Raw genomic sequence first — 20,877 nt, 5'->3', positions numbered from 1 at the left:
TCAGGGGAGTGGGTCGTAGCCGCGCAGCCAGGTGTTCCAGTAGACGCTGGGCAGGATGTTGATGTCCATGATCCAGTTCATCCGGCTCTCGACGGGGGCCGAGATGCTGTTCTCGTAGTCGAACTCGGCCATCATCGCCTTGCCCTTCCGCGTGAGCAGCGGACAGGCGGCGTACCCCTCGTACTCGGCGGTCATCCGCCCGCCGGACATGTGGTCGAGGAGGTTGTCGACGACGACGTGTGCCTGCTTCCGGGCGGCGGCGGCCGTCTTGGCGTTCGGCGTGTCACCCGCGTCACCGAGCGCGAAGACGTCCTCGTACTCGGTGTGCTGGAGCGTGTTCTCGTCGACGGTGACGTACTCGCCGTCGTGTTCCTCGTCGCCCTCGGTCAGCGGCGAGTGCTCCGTGAGTGCGGGCTGGCCGTACTGTGGCGGGACGGGCGCGTAGAGGTCGTACTCCTGAGTCCGGCCGTCCTCGGCGTGGATGACCTGCGACTCGTGGTCGACCTCGCTGACGGAGAACTCGTCCACGAACTCGATGTCGCGGTCGGCCCATATCTCTTCGAGTTTCTCGCGGTAGGGCGACACGCCGAAGACGGCGTCGCTGGGCTTGGTCATCACGACGTCGACGTCGTCGCGGATGCCTCGCCGCTGGAAGTAGTCTTCGGCGAGCATCGTCATCTTCAGCGGTGCGCCCCCGCACTTGATGGGCGTGTCGGGGACGGAGACGACGAAGGTCCCGCCGTCGAAGTCCTCGAGGGCGTCCCGGAGCCCCATCGCCGCCTCGAAGTAGTAGTACGGGAAGACCGAGTCGGTCTCCTCCCAGCCCTCCGCCATGCCCGGAGTGGCCTCGGCTGCGAGTCGGTGACCCAGCGAGACGACGAGGTAGTCGTAGGACAGGTCGTCCTCCTCGTCGGCGAGGTGTACGGTCTTCTCGTCCGGGTCTACCCCGGTCACTTCACCCGTTACGAACTCGACGCCGGACTGCATGAGTCCCCGGACGTCACGGAACTGGTCGTCCGCCTCCATGTACCCGAACGGGAGCAGGTAGAACGACGGCTGGTACGCGTGTTCCGTGCTCTTGTCCACGATGGTTATCTCTGCGTCGTTACGGTCGAGACGTCGCCGGAGCATGTTGGCTGACATCGCCCCGCCGACGCCGGCACCGAGCACCACGATGTGGTCCATAGACAGCTGAATTTGGCAGCACCGCTACCTGAACGCAGAGGTACCAGAGACAATGTCGGTAAGTTCGGCGGCTGCGAGTCGTTGCAGAAATTATTGTGGGAACCTGGCGCCATCGCGGTCCCCCGGAACGAATCCTGCCGGTACCTATCGGTGACGGGAGCGGCCCGGTCGTCACGAGAGACCGGTGCTCCCGTTCGACGGTCCGGGCTCACTCCAGGTCCGATTCGCAGGTCTCGACGGGCACGCCGACGAGGTTGCCCCACTCGGTCCAGGAACCGTCGTAGTTCGTCACGTCGGAGTACCCGAGCAGTTCCGAGAGCGCGAACCAGACCAGGGCAGAGCGCTCCCCGATGTTGCAGTAGACGATGACGTCGTCGGTCTCCTCGATGTCGGCCTCGACGAACGGCCGTTCGAGTGCCCGCCGGTGTTCGAACCGGCCACACTCCCGGACGACGCTCGTCCACTCGATGTTCACCGTCCGCGGGATGTGACCGGAGGCGCGCGCCGGGACGTCAGCGTCGCCGCAGTACTCCTCGGGGGACCGCACGTCGACGATGGACACGTCCTCGGAGAGGGCGTCCTGTACGTCCCGGCGGTACGCCCGGACGTGGTCGTTCGGTGGCTGTGACTGGTACTCGACGGGCGTCACGTCCGGCGTCGACTCGGTCGTCGGGAACCCGTTCTCGGTCCAGTAGTACTTGCCACCGTTGAGCAGGCGAACGTCCGGGTGCCGGTAGTACTTCAGCGCCCAGTAGACGAACGCCGCGAACTCGTTGTACCCGTCGCTGTAGAGGACGACCGTGGTGTCGGGGGTGATGCCCCGCTCCCCGAGGAGGGTTTCGAGGCGGTCCGCGTCGGGAATCGTGCGCGTGCCAGCGTCGGTGAAGTCCGTCTTGGGGTCGAGTTCGACGGCACCCGGGATGTGACCCTCGTCGTACTCGCTGGAGACCTCGACGAGTCGCAGTTCGGGGTCGTCCGTCTCGAAGTCCGACAGCTCCCGGTGGAGGTCTTTCGGCCTGACGAGCACCGACGCCGGGTAGCCCGTCTGACCCTTCCCGATGGACCGCTGTTCGATGCTGTAACAGGTCTGTCGACCGTCGTGGAGTGCTGGCGCGGCCTCGACCAGGTCCGCGTCCTCCAGCTTCGTGAGCCCGTACCGTGCCGTCCGGGAGCACAGCAGTGTCTCCTCCGTGAGTTGCTTCAACGTCATCGACCCTTCCCGCGAGAGGACGTTGTAGATGAACTTCGAACTCGGTGGGAGATCCACGAGGGCTTCCTCGACCTCTGAATCTTGCATGGTTATTACAATACTGGCTACGGACCGACGCATCATGACGTTGTTGGTCGTGGATGGCCGATTCTACCGGTTTCGACGCTCGAACCGCCGGTGGAACCCTCCCGGGCCGGGACCGAAGTTTCCGAAATCTTTTCCGGTACTTCAGGGTTCGACGCCGAACCGGCGGATCTAGGCGACATAATTCTCCCTGCTCGAATCGCTTTAAATGTGCAAACAGTACAATACAGCGACGATGGTCGAGTCAATCACCGCAGCCGAGCTGAGAGACATGATCGACGCCGACGAGGACTTCGTCCTCTACGACAGCAGGGACCCGGACTCCTTCGGGGACTGGCACATCGACGGCGCGGAGAACGTCGAGTACAGCGGCGACGACGACGAACTCGTCGGCGACTTCGACGCCGACGAACTGGATGCGGGAACCACCGTCGTCACCATCTGTGCGACGGGGAGCTCCGCGAGCAGTTTCGCCGAGTACCTCGAGCGCGAGGGCCACGCCCACGACGTCAAGACCGTCGAGGGCGGGATGGAGGCCTGGAGCATGGTCTACGACGTCGTCCCCATCGCCACGGAGAACGACGACCTCGTAATCGTGCAGTTGCAACGGCGCTCGAAGGGCTGTCTGGGCTACGTGGTCGGCTCGAAGCGCGCCGGCGAGGCCGCGCTCGTCGACGTCACCCGTGCGACCGACGAGTTCGTCGACGTGGCGACCGAACGCGGGCTGAAGGTCACTCGCATCCTCGACACCCACGTACACGCCGACCACATCTCGGGCGGCCGCCGCCTGGCGGACAGACTCGACGTGCCGTATCACCTCGGCGCACCGGTCGAGACGCGGGACCCGCAGTTCGAGTACGACCCCATCGAACCGAACGACGTGGTCGAACTCGGTGACGTCGAGATAAAGGCCGTCCACACGCCCGGCCACACGACGGGCATGACGTCCTACCTCGTCGACGACGAGGCACTGCTCACCGGCGATACGCTGTTCGTCGAGTCCATCGGCCGGACCGAACTCCAGTTCGCCGACAAGGACGCCCGAGACGGTGCTCGCGTCCAGTACGAGACCCTCCAGAAAGTCATCATGACCGAGCCGAACGACGTGAAGATCCTGCCGGGGCACTTCTCGGTCACGGACGACGGCCAGTACGTCGACGTGACGCCCGGTCAGCCGATGTTCTCCACCGTCGGCTACATCTGGGAGAACAACGAACTCGTCCGCCAGTCCGAGGACGAGTTCGTCGAGCACATGTTCGAGAACCTGCCGTCCAAGCCGCCGAACTACGAGCGCGTCATCGCGACGAACGCCGGCGAGTACGAACCCGAGGACGAGGACGAGGAGACCGAACTCGAACTTGGCCCGAACCGCTGTGCGGCCACCGCCGAGAGCACCGTCGCCGACGACTGAATCCCGACGACCGTCTTTCCTCCTTCGAACCTGTTCCCGGCACCGGCCCCGCCGTTCTCGGAGTGTAGGACCGACGCCGTGCCTCGCCCGACTGAAGACGTTCACGTAGACACGTCGCCGGGTCGATACGTCGAACCCGGTGGAAAGCGGTTCGGTTCGCGTGGGCGGCCGAGAGGTGGACACCGCCGGAAATCGCTCGGAGCTCAGAACAGGAACTGCATGACGAGCGCGCCGACCCCGACCAGCAGTGCTGGTCCTATCGTCTCGTCGACAGTGCAGTCGTGGGTGCCGGCGATGCCTTTGGCGAGGATGTAGACGCTCCACGCGACGATGAGCAGGTGCAACACCATCGAGACGGCGGTGAACTGACTCTGGACGGCTTCGAACTGGCGCGCGAGAACGGCAGGGTCCGACCCGTCGAACGACAGTTGCCGAATCTGGTTGCGTGCGTAGCCGTACTGCAGGGGGATGAAGATGGCGTTCGGGGCGTACGCCCACCCAGCGACGGCGACCGCGTCGCTGAACGCGCCGAACTGGCCGGACCCGCTCAGATAGTGCATGATGGCGGCGACGACCAGCAGCGCGACGATGGCGATGATGACCGACATGAAGACGACCGTCCCCATCACCTGGTTCAGGGCAGCGTCGAGGCCTGCGGGCGGACGCTCGATCTGCGCGACGAGGGTGTTCACGAGCGCGTTCATGAGGAGAACCCCACCGACCACGTACACCGCGAACACGCCCATCGCGGGCATCAGGACGTCTCTACGGCCTTCGAAGTACTCCTTCGGGCGGACGAGCGGCGTGTACGGGACCATACAGGGTGCGTCAAATCGGTGCACAATAAGTCTTCCACGTCGGGCCGGTCGGGGACCGTCGCTATTGTCGAGACAGGCGACAGGTGCTGGCTAGCACGACTCGTCGCGCTGGCCTGTCAACTCCGTGCGCGACCGCCCGTGGAACGCCGCCGACAGTACGTCAGCCACACCGCCGCACCGACGCTCAACGCGATGGGAAGTCCGAACGTCGCCTGGACGCTGAAGTAGCTCACGAGCAGACCACCGATGACGAGTGACTCAAACCCCGAAAAGGGCAAAATAGCCTCCGGGCCGAACGCGAACTCGACGAGCCAGGACCACACGAGCCAGACGTATCCGATGGCAAGGTGTGACACGATGCCGATGGCGACCCCGGCCGCCAGTCCACGACGATAGCTCCAGGATTCCACCGGGAAGAGCCACCGCCAGACAGCGTACGGGACGACGTACGCGTTGGCGACCGTCAGGAGGTACAGGCCCATCACGTCGACGATGTCGACGATGTCGACGACGTAGGCCGCCGGAATCCAGACCAGCAGGAACCAGAGCCCGCTGAACACGACCGCAGTCGTCGCGACGACGGCGGCGGCCGTGGACGGGCGGTCGGCCCGCCGCCCGAACCGAACGAGCAGGTCCTTCGTATCGTGAGCTGACGTGTCAGCCATGTCTAAGTCGAAACCCGCGGTGGAGATAGCCTTTTCTACGACTGGTTGCCCGTCTCGGTCGTTCGTGGGGGCGGAACCTGTCGGCACCGGGGACGGTCGCCAGTACCGGGGTGGACGTTATCCCGTTCGACGGAGAAGTTCCATCCATGGCGTTCACCACGACCTGGCGACGGCTTCGCGACGGTTGCGAATCGGTCGCCCCGGAGGACGTGCTCGTCACGCCGTCGACCGAGCGCGCGTTCACCGTCGACGCGGTCGGGGACGACCGGGTCGTCGTCGAGTTCGTCGAGAGCGGAGACGAACGGACGCTCTGGCGGAACCAGTTCGAGGTCCTGCACGAGCAACTCGAGACGACCCCCGACGGACTGTCCGTCGTGGACCTGCCGGAGGGCGTCGAACCGTACGTGTCCGTCCTGACGCTCTCGCCGCAGTACGTCGTCGACGAATCGGCGAACCAGCTCCGGTACTCCGAGGCTGGCGAGGGGACCGAGAGTCCGTTCCTCCGACCCGGCTGGACGGCACGGACCCGGCCCGAACGGGTCCACGACGACTCGCTCCTGCTCGCGGACATGCTCGAACGGACCGACGTCGACGAACTGGACGCGCTCTCGCCCGACGTGCTCGTCGACCTGTACGTGCTCCTCTCGGACGTCCAGCACGGGGCGAACCGCGTCCGGAAGCAGGTCGGCGACGAGGTCATCGGGCACATCGGACCGGAGGGGTCCCTCAACGGCCAGTTCGGGACCGTCCACCGGACGACGCGGGAACGTCGGCGACTCAGGGACGAGGAGACGGTCTTCGAGGCGCTCGACGAGGCCGGGATTCCCCACGAGTGGGTCGTCGGCGTCGACCCGTCGAAACTCGACGTGGTCCTCGCGGTGACCGACCTGGCGGAACGGGACGTCTACGACGTGACGGAACAGGTCTACGCCCAGAAGACGGCTGTCGAGGAGGGCGCGAAGCAGACCCGGTTGCAGGGCCTGAAGGACCGACTCGCCGCCCTCGAATCGCCCGAGGCCGAGGAACTCCGCGAGGACATCGAGGACCTCGAAGACCGCATCGACACGATGCTCACAGCGTGAGGCCGTCGACGGCGGCCCGGAACGGCCACCGGTCGCTCCTTCGGTCACTCTCGCCGGGTCGAACCGGGAGACGCACCCACGAAGACGTCGTTCCGGGAGCGTGCTGCTGTTCCACCCGAACGAACCGGGTCGGCAGACCTGCCCCCGGAAGGTGCTGGAACGGGCAGTCTTCGGGACTGCGGACTCGTCGTCGGATGGCGAACGAGTCGGGGAAGAAGGGAGCGTCGGAATCGAGAAGACGGTTACGCGGAGGCTTCGAGTTCTGGCCGATTCGCCGCGAGGGCTTCGAGGTAGCTCTCCGCGTCGAGTGCGGCCATGCTACCCGTCCCGGCCGCGGTGATGGCCTGCCGGTACCGGGAGTCGGCGACGTCGCCGGCGGCGAAGACGCCCTCGACGGCCGTCTCGGTCGTCGCGCGGCCCTCGTCGTCCGTGCGGGTCAGGACGTAGCCTTCGTCGTCGCGTTCGACGCCGGTGTCCGCGAGGAACTCCGTGTTGGGGGTGTGGCCGATGCCGTAGAACACGCCGCCGACGTCGACCGTCTCGCGTTCGACGTCGACGCCGGACTCGGCCCTCTCGATGGGATGGCCGTCCGGGTGCGAGACGAGCGTCGCGCCGGTGACGCCCTCCGCCTGCGACCCGTGGATGACCTCGAGTTCCGTGTTCCACCGGAACTCGATGTCATCGTTGTCACGGGCGCGTTCGGCCATGATCCCTGACGCACGGAGTTCGTCGCGCCGGTGGACGATGGTCACGGAGTCAGCGAACTTCGAGAGGAAGAGCGCTTCCTCCATGGCGCTGTCGCCGCCACCGACGACGAGCACGTCGTCGCCGCGGTGGAAGGCACCGTCACAGGTCGCACACGTGGAGAGACCGTACCCCATCAGTTCGTCCTCGTTCTCGGCACCGACCCACCGGGCGCTGGCACCCGTCGCGACGACGAGGGCACGGGTCCGGAGGGTGTCGCCGGTCGAGAGCGAGAGTTCGATGGGCTGGCCGTCGAGGTCGGCCCGTTCGATGCTCGCGTGCTGGAACTCGGCACCGAACTGCTGGGCCTGGTCTTTCCCGCGCTGTACCAGTTCCATGCCGCCGACGCCGTCGGGGAACCCGAGGAAGTTCTCCACGTCGGTCGTCAGCGTCAACTGGCCGCCCGGTTCGTCGCCCTCGAGGACCAGGGGTTCGAGGTCCGCACGTGCGGCGTACACCGCCGCCGAGAGGCCGGCGACGCCCGAACCCGCGACGACGACGTCTCGAATCTCCCTGCTCATCTATTCGAGGTGACTCTCGACGAGCGAGCGGAGTCGTTCCTCGGGCTGGAGACCGACGATCTCCTGGACCTGCTCACCGTCGGCGAACAGGGCCAGCATCGGGACGCCGCGGACGCCGTAGGTCGCGGCGAGTGCCTGGTTGGCGTCGACGTCGATCTTCGCGACCGTGGCGTCGGTCTCGGCGGCGATGCGCTCGACGATGGGGGCCAGCATCTGGCACGGACCACACCAGTCGGCGTAGAAGTCCGCGAGGACGACGTCGTTCGATTCGACGAGGTCGTCGAGTTCGGACTCGCTGCCGACGGCCACTGGCTGGTCTGTGCTCGGTCCGCTGGAATCAGGTGCAGTATCAGTTGTCATCGGCAGGACGTAGGGACCGGCAGTAATTAAGAGTTTTGGATGCACTGTGCAAGACTGTCGTGTCCGGTCCCGTCCGTCTCACCTCGTCACGGTCGACGGTCACGTGCGTGCGAGAACCCACTCCGGGACACCCGGTGGTTCCGGAACGCCGGCCGGTACCCTGGGAGGAGTGGAACGCTGAGAGAAAGAACCGAGAGGTCTCGACGGCCGGAGTCAGCCCTCGATGGGGGCGCTCGCTTCCGTTCGCTCGTACTTGTTCTCGAACTCCTGGATGAGCTGGCCCATCTTGGCGTACCAGTCGTTGAGCATCCGCTGCATGTTGTCCGCTATCTTCGACGGGTCCGTCGGCGAGTACACGTGGTAGTAGCCGCCCTGTTCGTAGTTCACCTGTTCCTTCTGGATGAACCCGGTCTGGAGCAGGCGCTGGATGGACCGGTACGCGGTGGACCGTTCACGGTCGACGACGGCTGCGATCTCGTCGACGGTGAGCGGTTCGGCTGCGTCCACCAGCGCACGGAAGCACTCCTTGTCGAGTTGCTTCAGGCCGTGGAAACACTCGAGGAGGCCCTCGCACTCCATGTCTTGCTGGAGTTGTTCAGACATCGAATCTGGCATCGTTATCACTGTTGGATAGATGCTACGCCGTTAAAAGACTTGTGTAGGGATTATACAATCCCGTGGGACGCTAGTCCGCGACGGTCGACGCGGAACTCGCCTCCTCGCGGAGTGCGGTCACGCTGCTGTAGATGACAGCACCGCTCACGAGCAGCGCGGAACCGACTATCAGCACCAGGCTGACGAGGTTGAGTACCTCCATCCCGTAGGTGTTCCCGATCTGACGGACGGCGACCGCGACGGCGCCACCGAGCAGCATCACACCGAAGTACACCTTGATGTCTTCTTCGTCGACGATGCTGGTCGCGGCAGACCCGACCCGTGCGCCGAGTGCGCTACCCGCCAGGAGCGGGATGACGATGGAGAGGTTGACGCCACCGTCCAGCGCGTACAGGAAGCTCCCGAGACCGCCCGAGAAGACGATCTCGAAGAGGTCCGTCCCGACGGCGATGGGGACCGGCACGCCGATGAGGTAGAACAGCGCGGGCATGCGGATGAATCCGCCACCCACGCCGAGCAGCCCCGAGAGCAGGCCGGTCGCGAACGCCACGGCGAGTATCATCCACAGCGACACCGAGACGCCGCCCCGGAGGCTGATCATGGGCGGAATCCGGTACGACTGGATGGTCTTCGCGATGTCGGGGATGTCGTCGGCGTCGATGTCGGCGTCTTCGTCGACGTCGTGGTCGATGCCGCCACCACCGCCGCCCTTCAGGGCCTCGTAGGTGACGAAGAGGCCGATGCCGCCGAGCAACACGACGTACGTGACGCTGATGATGTTGCCGGCCATGCCGAGTTCTTCGAGGTGGAGGACGATCTCCTTCCCCACCTCGATACCGAGTGTCGTCCCGGCGATCATCAGTAGCCCTAGCTTGTAGTCGACCTGTCCGAGGTCACGATGTTTCAACGTCGCGATGACGGAGGTCCCGAACACGAACGCGAGACCGCTACCGACTGCGACGCGCGTGGGGTAGCCCATTACGAGCAGGGCCGGTGTAACGAGGAACGACCCACCCATCCCGAAGAATCCGAACAGGATCCCGATGAGGAGGCCGAACCCGACGAACAGTACCAGCAGTGCGAGGCTGATTCCTAGTATCTCCATGTCAGTCGTTCTTGATCCGCTCGATCAGTGTTTCTCCGAGTATCTGTTCCGCCGCACCGTACCCGACGTAGAGGATGACGGCCTCCACGAGTACGATACCGATGAGGGCGCCTGCCTCCGCGAGCGGGGGAAGGCTGCCGAGGTCAATCATCGGACTCACCCAGGTTCTTGCGCAGTCGTGTGCATATCATGACTTTCTCTTCAGCCCACCCTAATCGGAGGACGGTAATAACGGTTTTGGATACAGCGCACAATATTACTGCGACGGATTACACGGCTATCCAATGGGAATATCTCTATAACTTATGGGGATATAGCGTGTCCCGAGCGCGCCGCCTGCGCGGTCGGACAGCCGCGAGAATCGCGGGTGCGCGCACCGCACGACTCCCTGGTTCCCCAACACGTGTGTGACGCCTGGCGTGTGGCCGTGAGGCCCACGGTCCCGCGTACGAGCGTCACGCTGGTCGTCCGTGGCAACGAACTGTTCGGGCGGTTGATATTGTGGAGTACAAACAATATAGTATCTGGCGTGAGACGTACGAAAGTATGAGGGCCATCTACGCGACGGACCTGTCGGCGGCGAGCGAGGCGGCTATCGAGAACGAGACGTGCCTCGAGTGCCTCGGCCGAATCGGCGTCGACACCATCCACCTCGTCACCGTCGTCCCGTCGAACGTCCACGTCGGGATGCCGGGCATCGACTTCGACGACCGGCGACGGCGCGACCTGGACCGCTACCGGTCGGTGATGGAGGACGCCGGGTTCTCCGTCGAGACCCACGTCGTCCGTGGGACCCCCCATCGACGCATCAACGGTCTCGCCGAGACCGTCCGGGCGGACCTGACCATCGTCGGGTCCCGTGGAACCAGTCCACTCGAGAATCGCGTCATCGGTTCGACCGCCCGGAACCTGGCCCGGACGACCGTGGTTCCACTGCTCGTCAACCGTATCGAACGCGCGACGGACGCCCCGACCGTCGTCCGGGACCACCTCTTCCGCCGGGTCCTGTACGCGACCGACTTCTCGGAGAACGCCGAGATGGCCTTCGCCGAGTTCACCAGACTCCGGCACGCGACCGAGGAGGCGACGCTCGTCCACGTCCGGTCGCCGAAGGACCCGGGCGCGACCGGCGAGGACGACCCGGAGGACCTCCTCGACGAACTCGCGAGCACGCTCCAGACCTGGGACATCGAGACGCACGTCGAGGTCCGACGCGGCGACCCAGCAGACGAGATACTCGCGGCCGAAGCGGCGGTGGAGCCGACGGCCATCCTGGTCGGGTCACGTGGGCAGAGCAGGCTCAGGCGCCTCCTGCTCGGTAGCGTCTCGGAGGAGGTCGTCACGAGGGCGAACTGCAACGTCTACCTCGTCCCGCCGGCGCGGACGGCCTGACCGGCGCGGTCAGGCCAGTTGCACGACCGCGAGCGTCCCGTAGCCGAGGACGAACGCCAGCACGAACGAGCCGACCCAGGCCCCGACGGTGTAGAGTATCTTCCTGGCGCTGATGGCGCCGCCACCGCCGACCGCGGCACCGCTGCCGATGATCGCGCTGACGACGATCTCGTTGAACGAGACGGGAACGCCCAGCAGGACGGCGACCTGTGCGATGAGGAACGACGGGACGAGCGCCGCGATGGAGCGTCTCGGCCCGAGCGAGGAGTAGTCCTGTGACAGCGACTTTATCATCCGCGGGGCGCCCGTCCAGGACCCGACGAGCATGCCGAGTCCACCGCCCAGGAGGACGACGACCGGCGAGACGGCACCGACCTCGTCGAGCAGGGGCAAGAGCGGACCGACGGCGAGGCCGACCTGGCTGCCACCTGCCGAGAAGGCGACGAGTGACCCGAGTGCGAGCAGTACCCGTCGCAGGGCACCCGTCTCGTCCCGACCGACGTCCCAGCGGACGATGCCCGCGACGAAGAGCGCCACGGCGAGCGAGAGGCCGAGACCGGCGGTCGTCCCGTCGATTCCGAGCGTTCGCTGGCCGAGAGCGACGAGCGACCCCGGTCCACCGTCTGGCCCGAGGAACGTGAACTCGACGTTGGCGAGGACGCCGCCGACGAGTCCCGCGAGGAGCGGAACGCTCGAACGCTCCGGGACGTCGGACCGGGGCAGGAGGCGCGCGATGCCGTACGCGATGCCACCGCCGACGAACGGCGTGAGCGCCCACACGGCGCCGATCTGCTGGTACTTCGGCCAGACGGGAGTCCCGCCGAGCGCCAGGCCCACCCCGATGACGGCACCGGTCACGGTGAACGCGGTCGCGATGGGGTAGCCGGTACGGATACCGACGGCCATGAGGGTGGCACCGATGAGCAACGCGACGATGACGCCCACCGCGGGGAGGCTGACGCCGCCGACGAGGCCACGGCCCACGGCCTCGGAGACGTTCGAACCCTGTGTGACGGCACCCGCGAATCCGAAGAGACCGACGACGAACGCGGCGCGCATGGTCGGGATGGCGTTGGCACCGACGGCCGGTGCGAACGGCGTCGCGCCGCTCGACCCGGCACCGATGACCCACGCCATGAAGAGACTCGCGAAACCGGCGACCAGAAACAGGGCGACAGTTGCCAGCTCCATCTATCGAAGCGGGAGCGCGTGGCGGGAGCGGTCAGTCCGCATCTGCGGGAGTGGGGTCGGTGCTGGCCGTACGACTCCGCCAGTACCCCTGGAGGTACGCACCGGCGAACATGCCGGCCAGCGCCCAGAGGATCGTGACGTTGCCGACGCCGAGGCTGGCGTAGGCCGCACCGGGACAGATGCCCGAGAGTCCCCAGCCGACGCCGAATATCGAGCCGCCGATGAGGACGTTCTTGTCGAAGGACTTCAGTCGGCGTTCGTACCGGTCGCCGGTCAGCGGCGCGCTGTCGCGCAACCGGGGCATCACCGCGAAGGCGATCCCGGAGACGATGGCCGCACCGAACAATACGAACAGCAGTCCGAAGTCCTCGAACTGGAGGAAGTTCAGCACGACCTCCGGACGCGCCATGTGGCTGAATCCGAGTCCGAACCCGAAGATCAGGCCGCCGACGAAAATCAACGGCTTGAACAGGGGATGTCGGCCCCCCATTACGGGCTCACCCCCATCGCCGCGACCAGTTGTGCGGTCGCGATGGCGACGAGCAGGAAGGTGACGACGCCAGTGATGGACGTCTTCGAACCGGACCCGACGCCACAGACGCCGTGTCCGGACGTACAGCCCTTCCCGAGGCGCGTTCCGATGCCGACGAAGAGGCCGCCGACGAGCAGCCGCCACGGCTGGACGTCGGTCGACCAGAGCGTCAGGCCACCGACCTCGTACAGCTGGCCGGTCGTCCCGGGCTCGTAGAGCGACGTCGTGACGACTCCGGACTGGACCGTCGCCGCGAACGTCAGCGCACCGAGGACGATTCCGAGCGTGAACACGACGCGCCAGTCGCGCGACGAGACGTACCGCTGGAACCGTGACTGGTCCGAGACGTACGACAGCGTCGACTCGAGGAACGTACTCGCGCCGGCGGGGATACCTGTCCCGACGTAGATCACGACCGCACCGATGCCGACGAGTAACCCGCCGACAGCGTAGCGACTGATCCCGTTCGGGAACAGTTCGGCCGCCGTCAGCAGCGGTACTATGTCAGTCACGAGTGACACCCTGGTCGTTAGTCACCGGCGAGCGATTCCTGGCTCGCGGCGCAGTTGTTCGGGCCGAGTTCGAGGGTGAACGCTTCCTCGTCGTCGACGACGTTCTGGCCGAGGTTGGTCGCGATGATGCTCTCGTAGTTCGCCGGGCGGGGCGGCATGTCCGAGAGGATGAGGTCGACGAAGTCGTCCTCGTCCATGGTCAGCGCGTCCATCCGCTCGACGAGGTCACCGACGGGGGCGGTGTAGGTGCCGTCGTCGGCGGGGACGGCCGCGTCGCTGAAGTGCGCGCCGCCGATGAGGGTCTCGTCGGGGAGCGTCAGGACGCGTTCCTGGAGCGACTCGTAGAGCATGCGGGCGGCGTCGGGAGCGCCGTCGTCGCCCTCTTCGAGGTCGGGGCGGGCGACGCTCTCGATGAACAGGCCGTCACCGGTGGCGAGCAGGCTGTCGTCGATGAGGTAGGACGTCATGCCCGTCGTGTGGCCGGGCGTGAAGACCGTCTCGATGGTGGCGTCGCCGACCTGGAACTCGTCGCCGTCGGCGGCGAGGGTCACGTCGTCGGCGTAGGTGACGCCACGGTCGACTGCGGCCTCGGGGATGACGCCTTCGACGCCCTCCTCGTCCAGTGCGCGGACGCCCGAGATGTGGTCCGCGTGGATGTGCGTGTCGATGGCGTAGACGAGGTCCACGCCGAGTTCCTCGGCGTCGTCGAGGTACCGCTGGGTGAACGCGCGAAGCGGGTCGACGATGGCGGCCTCGTCACCGTCGTAGACGAGGTAGCCGAGACAACCCGAGGACGGGCGCTGGTACTGGAGCAGGGTGCCGGCGCCGTCGTAGTCGGTGACCTCGACGGCCTCGTAGATGCGTGCCCAGCCGTTCATGCCGTCTTCGAGGTGGTTGACGTCGTACCCGCGCTCTGCGAGCGCGCCCGCGACGTACTCGCTGGCACCGCCCTTCGCACACAGGACGGTGACCTTGCGGTCGTCCGGGATGCGGTCGAGCACGTCGTCCTCGATCTCGTCCTCGAGGAACTCGAAGTAGGGAACGTTGATGGACTCGACGTTCTCGCCGTCGATGTGCCACTCCTCGTAGTCTGATTCCATGCGAGCGTCGAGGATGGTGACGTCCTCGCCCGCGTCGATCTGTCCTTTCAGCGTCTCCGGGTCGACTGTTTCGACTTCGACATCCGGGGTCGGAAAGTCTTCGGCGTTCATGTTGTGCACTCCAACGTACCGGGTGGACCCACATAAGGGTTTGCATAGTAATTCAGCAAATACGCAATACCCTGCGATTGCCGTGTGCAGCGCTTTTCCAGCCGAGACCGACGATTCGGCGCGTCAGAACGGTATCACGCCGCTGTGAGGGGGCCACGGTTGTTTGTAGTCAGTGCAAGAATCAATACGTTTTTACTCTCGGACGCAGTATTGGGTGCTACCTCCAATATAGTGGAACGGAGTAACCGAACCATGAGCTACGACACGCGTACTCACCTACTCCCCTCGAACAGACAATGATACATACAGAACTGGTGGAAGACCCCTCGAGTTGTGCTGCAGAACGAATCGTGACCGCCGTCGCCGAAGCCGAGAACGCAGACCCCGTCGAGATGACCCCGCCGCTGAACGACGTCGTCGACACGGACGCCCTGAACAGACTGGTCGACCCGGAATCGAACGCGGACCCGGACGGCCTCGAACTGCGGTTCACGTATCGCGGACACGACGTCGTCGTCAGCGGTGACGGCGAGGTCGAGGTCCGGTAACACAGCTACGCTGGCTGCGTCCGTTCTGATTTTTTCGAGTAGTCACCACTGAAGGTCGGCCCGGTGCCTTCCGGGGACTGTCGGCAGTCCGTCCGACGACGCGCACGCGATTCGACCTGCGGTTCCGCCTCGAACTACGACACCGCCTCGACCCGGCGACCCCACTCCACGGGCAGTCGTGCGTAGACGTTCGCGTTCGCGACCAGCGCCTCGACGGTCGTGTACTCGTCGACGGCGTGGACGGTGTCCGTGCCGAGGGCGAACTCGACCGTGGGAATCCCGGCGTTCCGGAGTTTCTTCGCGTCCCCGCCGCCGGTCGCGCTGCGACGATACACGTGGTCGCCGACGACGTCCTCGGCGGTCGACGCCACCGCGTCGACGAGCGGGCTGTCGACCGGTTCCGCGGTCCCGACGGTCCAGGAGACGTCGGTCACCGTGATTCCCTCGCACTCGGAGATGCACTCGCGCACCTCCGAGAGCACCTCGGGCGTCTGCACGCCCGCGGTCAGTCTGATGTCGACTCTCGCACGCGCCGTCTGGGGGACGGTGTTTATCGCCTCGCCGCCCTCCAGCGTGCCGAGGTTGATGGACGGGTAGGTGAACAGGTCCCGGGCGGCCGCCGCCCCCATCGTCGGTTCGTAGAAGGCCACCGACTCGTCGACGATGGCCGCCATCGCGTCGTCGAACGAGAGTCGGCGCCGCCCGAAGCGCTCACGAAGTCTCGTCACGGCGTCGTACAGTCGGTCGATGGCGTTCTCGCCCAGGATGGGGCGCGACCCGTGGGCGGCGTCGCCGGTCGCGTCGAGCGTCAGCCAGATGCTCCCCCGGTCCGCGACGGTGACCGAGTGCTGGCCGCGTTCACACGTCGGTTCGCCGATGACGCAGGCGTCGGCGTCCAGGCGGTCGGCCGAGAGCAGTGCCGGCAACCCCGCGTCGCCGCCGACCTCCTCGTCGCTGACGAACGCGAACGCGAGCGTCACCGGCGGTTCCGTGTCGGTCTCGACGTACGCTCGCAGGACGAACAGCATGGCGGCGAGGGGACCCTTCATGTCCGTCGCGCCGCGTCCGTATATCCGGTCACCGTCGCGTTCGCCGAGGGGGTCGTGGGTCCACTCCTCGGCGTCGTACGGGACCGTATCGAGGTGGCCGTTGAACAGCAACGTCTCGTCTCGACGGCCGGGGACCGTCACGAGGAGGTTCGGTTTCGCCGGGTCGACGGCGAACCGCTCCACCTCGAGCGACCCCGACGGGAGGGAGGATTCGACGTAGTCGACCAGTTTGCTGGTCGCACCCGGCGGGTTCGCGGTGTCTATCGCCAGCAGGTCGAGGGTCAGGTCCAGCAGGTCGGCCCGGTGCTCCGAGACGTACTCGGACGGCGTGGCCGCCTGCATGGTCACTCCAGTTTCCCGCCGAGGACCTTCGCCGCCGTCAGGACCGGGTCCCAGACGGGGCTGAACGGGGGTGCGTACGCCAGGTCCGCGTTCTGCAGTTCCTCGACCGTCATGCCCCCGTACAGCGCCATCACGATGGAGTCGATGCGCTTTGCACCCTCACCGCCGACGACGCTCCCGCCCAGCAGGGTGCCTGACCCGCGGTCGGCCAGGAGGGTGACCTGCAACTCGGACCCGCCGGGGTAGTAGTGTGCGCGCGTGTTCGCCGTGATCGTCACCGAGACGGGGTCGAAGCCGGCCTCGCGTGCCGCCTCCTCGTCGACGATGCCGGTCCTCGCGGCCCCGAGGTCGAACGCCTTCACGATGGCCGTCCCGGCGATGTCGCCCGTCGGGGTCGGCGTCCCGGTGACGGTCTGTCCGATGGCTCTGCCGGCCCGGTTGGCCGTCAGCGCGAGGGGGACGTGGTCGGGCTCGCCGGTGACGACGTTGCGCGCCTCGGCGCAGTCCCCGGCCGCGTAGACGTTCTCGTAGTTCGTACGGCCGTACTCGTCGGTCGCGATGGCGCCGGTCGGGCCGAGTTCGATGCCGGCCGACTCGGCGAGGGAGACGTTCGGCGCGACGCCGACGCCGACGATGGCGACGTCGGCCGGAACGGTCTCCTCGTCGAGCTGGACGCCGTCGACCCGTCCGTCACCGGTGAACCCCGAGACGGCCGTGTCGAGGTGTAACTCGACGCCCTGCTCCCGGAGGTGTTCCTCGACGACCTCGGCGACCGGTTCGCCGAACGGCTGGAGGACGTGGGGCAACATCTCGTAGAGGTGGACGGTGAGCCCCCGTTCCGCCATCGCCTCGGCCATCTCGATGCCGACGTAGCCGCCGCCGACGATAGCCGCGGTCTCGAGGTCGTTCTCGGTGACGAACCGCTCGATCGCGTCGGCCTCGTCCATGTTGTGGATGGTGAACACGCCGTCGAGGCCCATCCCGTCGAACGGCGGCCGAATCGCGTGTGCACCGGTGCTGACGAGGAGGTGGTCGTAGGACTGCTCGAACGTCTCGGCGTCGGCCTGGACCGTGACGGTCTCGGCCTCCGGGTCGACGTCGACGACCTCGTGTCCCGTCCGCAGGTCGATGTCCCGTTCCTCGACGAACTCCCTGGGCGTCACGGTCACCAGGTCGTCCAGTCCCGGGACGTCGCCCTTGATGTAGTAGGGCATCCCACAGGCGGCGTAGGAGACCCACTCGCCCTTCTCGAAGACGACGACGTCCAGGTCCGGGTCGTCGCGTTTCGCCTTGCTGGCAGCGCTCATCCCGGCGGCGTCACCACCGACGACGACGAATGTATCGACCATGTGTGAGTATCGGTTCGCCACCCTCTAAAGTATTCCGCGTTTAACCCAATATTACGAACGACTACCCGTTCGATAGCTGGCTATCCATCGGTATGCAGTCGGGTACCTTCTCGAGAAGAATCCTCGATGAGTAACGCCGGGTTACGCCGCCTGCAGTGAGGAAAGCGAGCAATACCATCCGGTCCCACAGGGGTACCAGAGCGTCGACGGGTCCAACGAATCCGCCCACGGCCGACGCTGCGCGCCGCCGGGGACGCAGGTCGGACTCCCACCGGGGACGGACACCGGCGTGTTCGGGCGAGTCCGCCGTCTCGTCGTTCACACCGGGCGAGCACGTCGCCCGACGCGAGCGGTTCGAGAGCAGCCATGCTACCTCGTGGTACGTCGGCCGGCCAGAAGAACGTCCGTACCAGTTGGTGACGGTTACGTCCGTCCATTTACCTGATACTTCGACCCGGCCGGGTGCTGACGTCGACGGAGCGTCAGCGTCGGTCGACTTGCGATGGCCGGCACTGCGGCTAACCGACTCGGTGGTCAAGGTCCGGTGTCACAGCGTGATTCGACCGAACGCGAGCGGACGACCGGCGGCGGGGCGAACCGGCGGGTCGAACCCAGCGAAGCCGACCCTACCCGGCCCGGCGCCGCCGACCAGCGACTCACGGGGGACCGGACGGTGAACGCGTCGAGAGCGACGCCACGGACGGAGGACGCCGACGACGCCGCCGCGGAGGCAGCGGACGTCGCGACACCGATCACGAACTCCACGCTCGACATGCTGGCCGACCGTATCGGCGACTCCGACCACGTGTTGCTCGGCGAGGCGACGCACGGGACGTCGCAGTTCTACCAGTTGCGCGCCCAGCTGTCGGCCAAACTGGTCCAGGACCACGGCTTCTCGTTCGTCGCCGTCGAGGGCGACTGGACGGACTGCTACCAGGTGAACCGCTACGTCACCGGAGAGCGGGACGGCCTCGACGCGGTCCTCGAATCGTTCGACCGCTGGCCACGGTGGATGTGGGCCAACTGGGAGGTGCGCAGGTTCGCGGACTGGCTCCGGGACTACAACGCCGACCGCTACGACCCCATCGGCTTCTACGGGATGGACGTCTACAGCCTGTTCGAGTCCATGGCGGCGGTCGTCGACTACCTCGAGTCGGTCGACCCGGAGGCGGCAGCGCGCGCACGGGATGCGTACCACTGCTTCTCCCCCTACGGCGAGAACGCACGGGAGTACGCCCGTTCGACGCGGTTCACGCCCGACTCCTGTCGGGACGAGGTCCTCCAGATTCTGACCGACCTCAGGGCGCGGGCGACCGACTACGGCGCGGTCGACGGGGAGTCGTTCTTCGCGGCCGAGATAAACGCACTCGTCGCCAAGAACGCTGAAGAGTACTACCGTGCCATGGTCGACGCCGACGTCGAGTCCTGGAACGTCCGGGACGAGCACATGACCGAGACCATCGACCTACTCGCCGAGCACCACGATGGCGGGAAGGCCATCGTGTGGGCGCACAACAGCCACGTCGGCGACGCCCGCGCGACGGACATGGTCGACCACGGTCGCGTGAACCTCGGCCAGCTCCTCCGCGAGCGCCACGACGACGTCTCCATCGTCGGGTTCGGAACCCACCACGGCAGCGTCGTGGCCGGGAGCGAGTGGGGCGCACCCCACGAGTCGATGCGCGTCCCGCCGGCCCGCGAGGGAAGTTACGGCGACGTGTTCCACCGGGCGGACCTCGGTGACTCGCTCCTCTTCGCCGACGACGTGCCGGCGGACGGCCCCCTCGCCGGGCCACGCGGGCAGCGGGCCATCGGCGTCGTGTACCACCCGGACCGTGACTGGGGGAACTACGTCCCGACGACCCTCCCGTCGCGGTACGACGCCTTCCTGCACGTGGACGAGTCGAGTTCCCTGCACCCCCTCGGTGACTCGGACGGGAGCGCAGTGTCGCCGGAGGCGTACCCCTGGGGCCTCTGACTGGCCGAGACGCGCGTCGCCATCCTACGTGTCCAGCACGCCGTTCCCGACTGTATCCGGGCAGGTCACAGCACCCCATTCAGGCCCCAGCACAGTGGCCATCCGGGGTCGCTCCACCCGCCACCCACCTGGAGTTATGCTAACAGTCCACGTACGACCAGGTATGTCGTCGAAACGGCACGTGAAGCGCGTCTGGACCATCGGTTCGTACCCGGACGTCGGACCGAACTTCCTCCCGATGGCTGCCCATCTGGTCGAGGCGACCGACGTCGATTCTAACGAACGCGTCCTCGACGTCGGTTGCGGGACGGGGAACGTCGCCATCACCGCCGCCCGACGCGGCGCGCAGGTGACCGGTCTCGACATCACCCCGGCCATGTTGGAGGACGCACGGGAGAACGCGGCCATCGCTGGCGTCGAAGATATCGAGTGGCAGGAGGGGGACGCGACAGCCCTGCCGTTCGAGGACGGCGCGTTCGACGTCACCCTCTCGTGCGTCGGTCACATGTTCGCGAATCCACCCGACGCCGCAGCAGCGGAGTTGCTTCGTGTAACCAGGTCGGGAGGCCGAATCGCGTTCACGTCGTGGACACCTCGGAGCGTCGTCCCGGCGATGGCGAAGGTACTCAAGGAGTATCTCTCACCCGACCCCGAGGCGCCTGCACCCCCGTTCCTGTGGGGCGATGCGGACGTCGTGCGGGACCGCCTGGACGACGGTACCGCTGCGCTCTCGTTCGAAACGGGGGTCGTCGAGCAGGTCGCCCTCTCGCCGGCACACTACTGGGAGGGGGCACGGACCCAGTCCGGACTGTTCATCGCCGCCCTCGAGAACGTGGACGAGGAAGCGCATCCGGCACTCAGCGACGACATGGTCGAGACGATAGCACGGTACTTCGACGACAGCCAGAACGCTGTCTCGATGGAGTATCGGCTGACGACCGCGACCCTCGAGTGAGTTCGACTCGCGTCGAGA

The 20,877-nt window shown here is 66.4% G+C and carries 21 protein-coding genes; 6 read left to right on the top strand and 15 right to left on the bottom strand.

What is annotated here, in order from left to right:
• Together ACSC1W_RS17025 and ACSC1W_RS17020 are read right to left on the bottom strand one after the other, a co-directional pair.
• On the bottom strand, positions 1-1,185 hold the full coding sequence (locus tag ACSC1W_RS17025) for an NAD(P)/FAD-dependent oxidoreductase (RefSeq protein ID WP_435348834.1): 1,185 nt from the start codon (positions 1,183-1,185) through the stop codon (positions 1-3).
• A gap of 208 nt (positions 1,186-1,393) precedes the next feature.
• Positions 1,394-2,482, bottom strand: coding sequence for a rhodanese-like domain-containing protein (locus ACSC1W_RS17020; protein ID WP_435348832.1), 1,089 nt, complete (start codon positions 2,480-2,482; stop codon positions 1,394-1,396).
• Between the two features lie 232 nt (positions 2,483-2,714).
• On the opposite strand from ACSC1W_RS17020, the gene ACSC1W_RS17015 reads away from it, so the two are divergent.
• The gene (locus tag ACSC1W_RS17015; RefSeq protein WP_435348830.1) at positions 2,715-3,890 is read left to right on the top strand and encodes an MBL fold metallo-hydrolase; all 1,176 of its coding nucleotides are present in this window, start codon (positions 2,715-2,717) and stop codon (positions 3,888-3,890) included.
• A gap of 203 nt (positions 3,891-4,093) precedes the next feature.
• Here ACSC1W_RS17015 and ACSC1W_RS17010 read toward each other — a convergent pair whose 3' ends face one another.
• Together ACSC1W_RS17010 and ACSC1W_RS17005 are read right to left on the bottom strand one after the other, a co-directional pair.
• Positions 4,094-4,708: a YIP1 family protein gene (locus tag ACSC1W_RS17010; protein ID WP_435348828.1), complete on the bottom strand. Its 615-nt coding sequence runs from the start codon at positions 4,706-4,708 to the stop codon at positions 4,094-4,096.
• A gap of 116 nt (positions 4,709-4,824) precedes the next feature.
• Positions 4,825-5,373, bottom strand: coding sequence for a hypothetical protein (locus ACSC1W_RS17005; protein WP_435348826.1), 549 nt, complete (start codon positions 5,371-5,373; stop codon positions 4,825-4,827).
• Between the two features lie 146 nt (positions 5,374-5,519).
• Here ACSC1W_RS17005 and ACSC1W_RS17000 point away from each other — a divergent pair, with 146 nt between their 5' ends.
• Entirely contained in the window at positions 5,520-6,455 is a 936-nt protein-coding gene (locus ACSC1W_RS17000) for a DUF7983 family protein (RefSeq protein ID WP_435348825.1), read from the top strand.
• A gap of 242 nt (positions 6,456-6,697) precedes the next feature.
• Here the strand turns inward: ACSC1W_RS17000 and ACSC1W_RS16995 are convergent, their stop codons facing one another.
• The 5 genes from ACSC1W_RS16995 to ACSC1W_RS16975 all read right to left on the bottom strand — a co-directional run bounded on the left by ACSC1W_RS16995 (position 6,698) and on the right by ACSC1W_RS16975 (position 9,951).
• Positions 6,698-7,720 (bottom strand): NAD(P)/FAD-dependent oxidoreductase, encoded by a 1,023-nt coding sequence (locus ACSC1W_RS16995; protein WP_435348824.1) that lies wholly within the window; start codon positions 7,718-7,720, stop codon positions 6,698-6,700.
• On the bottom strand, positions 7,721-8,080 hold the full coding sequence (gene trxA, locus ACSC1W_RS16990) for a thioredoxin (RefSeq protein ID WP_435348822.1): 360 nt from the start codon (positions 8,078-8,080) through the stop codon (positions 7,721-7,723). It lies immediately after the preceding gene.
• A 213-nt stretch (positions 8,081-8,293) separates the two neighbouring features.
• A complete protein-coding gene (locus tag ACSC1W_RS16985; RefSeq protein ID WP_435348820.1) occupies positions 8,294-8,695 on the bottom strand; it encodes a helix-turn-helix domain-containing protein in 402 nt (133 codons plus the stop codon).
• Positions 8,696-8,765: 70 nt separating this feature from the next.
• Entirely contained in the window at positions 8,766-9,800 is a 1,035-nt protein-coding gene (locus ACSC1W_RS16980) for a sulfite exporter TauE/SafE family protein (protein WP_435348818.1), read from the bottom strand.
• A gap of 1 nt (position 9,801) precedes the next feature.
• Complete coding sequence (locus ACSC1W_RS16975) at positions 9,802-9,951, bottom strand: DUF7512 family protein (RefSeq protein WP_435348817.1); 150 nt, start codon at positions 9,949-9,951, stop codon at positions 9,802-9,804.
• 395 nt (positions 9,952-10,346) lie between these two features.
• Between ACSC1W_RS16975 and ACSC1W_RS16970 the strand changes: the two genes are divergently transcribed.
• Positions 10,347-11,192 carry a universal stress protein gene (locus ACSC1W_RS16970; RefSeq protein ID WP_435348815.1) on the top strand — a complete coding sequence of 282 codons (846 nt, stop codon included), beginning with the start codon at positions 10,347-10,349 and terminating at the stop codon, positions 11,190-11,192.
• A 9-nt stretch (positions 11,193-11,201) separates the two neighbouring features.
• Here the strand turns inward: ACSC1W_RS16970 and ACSC1W_RS16965 are convergent, their stop codons facing one another.
• The 4 genes from ACSC1W_RS16965 to ACSC1W_RS16950 are packed head-to-tail and all read right to left on the bottom strand — an operon-like array spanning position 11,202 to position 14,638.
• On the bottom strand, positions 11,202-12,383 hold the full coding sequence (locus tag ACSC1W_RS16965; RefSeq protein WP_435348814.1) for an inorganic phosphate transporter: 1,182 nt from the start codon (positions 12,381-12,383) through the stop codon (positions 11,202-11,204).
• Between the two features lie 31 nt (positions 12,384-12,414).
• On the bottom strand, positions 12,415-12,873 hold the full coding sequence (locus tag ACSC1W_RS16960) for a YeeE/YedE family protein (RefSeq protein ID WP_435348812.1): 459 nt from the start codon (positions 12,871-12,873) through the stop codon (positions 12,415-12,417).
• Positions 12,873-13,436, bottom strand: coding sequence for a YeeE/YedE family protein (locus ACSC1W_RS16955; protein ID WP_435348811.1), 564 nt, complete (start codon positions 13,434-13,436; stop codon positions 12,873-12,875). Before ACSC1W_RS16955 ends, ACSC1W_RS16960 begins: the two co-directional genes overlap by 1 nt.
• 8 nt (positions 13,437-13,444) lie before the next feature.
• Positions 13,445-14,638, bottom strand: a complete 1,194-nt coding sequence (locus ACSC1W_RS16950) for an MBL fold metallo-hydrolase (RefSeq protein WP_435348809.1) — start codon at positions 14,636-14,638, stop codon at positions 13,445-13,447.
• 296 nt (positions 14,639-14,934) lie between these two features.
• Between ACSC1W_RS16950 and ACSC1W_RS16945 the strand changes: the two genes are divergently transcribed.
• Complete coding sequence (locus ACSC1W_RS16945) at positions 14,935-15,186, top strand: HalOD1 output domain-containing protein (RefSeq protein WP_435348808.1); 252 nt, start codon at positions 14,935-14,937, stop codon at positions 15,184-15,186.
• A 134-nt stretch (positions 15,187-15,320) separates the two neighbouring features.
• On the opposite strand, the gene ACSC1W_RS16940 is transcribed toward ACSC1W_RS16945, so the two are convergent.
• Positions 15,321-16,577, bottom strand: coding sequence for a M20 family metallopeptidase (locus ACSC1W_RS16940; protein ID WP_435348807.1), 1,257 nt, complete (start codon positions 16,575-16,577; stop codon positions 15,321-15,323).
• Between the two features lie 2 nt (positions 16,578-16,579).
• Complete coding sequence (locus tag ACSC1W_RS16935; RefSeq protein ID WP_435348806.1) at positions 16,580-17,926, bottom strand: FAD-dependent oxidoreductase; 1,347 nt, start codon at positions 17,924-17,926, stop codon at positions 16,580-16,582.
• Positions 17,927-18,470: 544 nt separating this feature from the next.
• Here ACSC1W_RS16935 and ACSC1W_RS16930 point away from each other — a divergent pair.
• Positions 18,471-19,904, top strand: a complete 1,434-nt coding sequence (locus ACSC1W_RS16930; protein WP_435348805.1) for an erythromycin esterase family protein — start codon at positions 18,471-18,473, stop codon at positions 19,902-19,904.
• Between the two features lie 163 nt (positions 19,905-20,067).
• A complete protein-coding gene (locus ACSC1W_RS16925; protein WP_435348804.1) occupies positions 20,068-20,859 on the top strand; it encodes a class I SAM-dependent methyltransferase in 792 nt (263 codons plus the stop codon).
• Positions 20,860-20,877: the final 18 nt, after the last annotated feature.

It is taken from the genome of Haloarchaeobius marinus, from assembly GCF_051207415.1.
In the GTDB taxonomy this organism is placed as follows: Archaea; Halobacteriota; Halobacteria; order Halobacteriales; family Natrialbaceae; genus Haloarchaeobius.
Note: the sequence above shows the minus strand (reverse complement) of the source record. Positions and strands in the feature narration are given on the sequence as shown.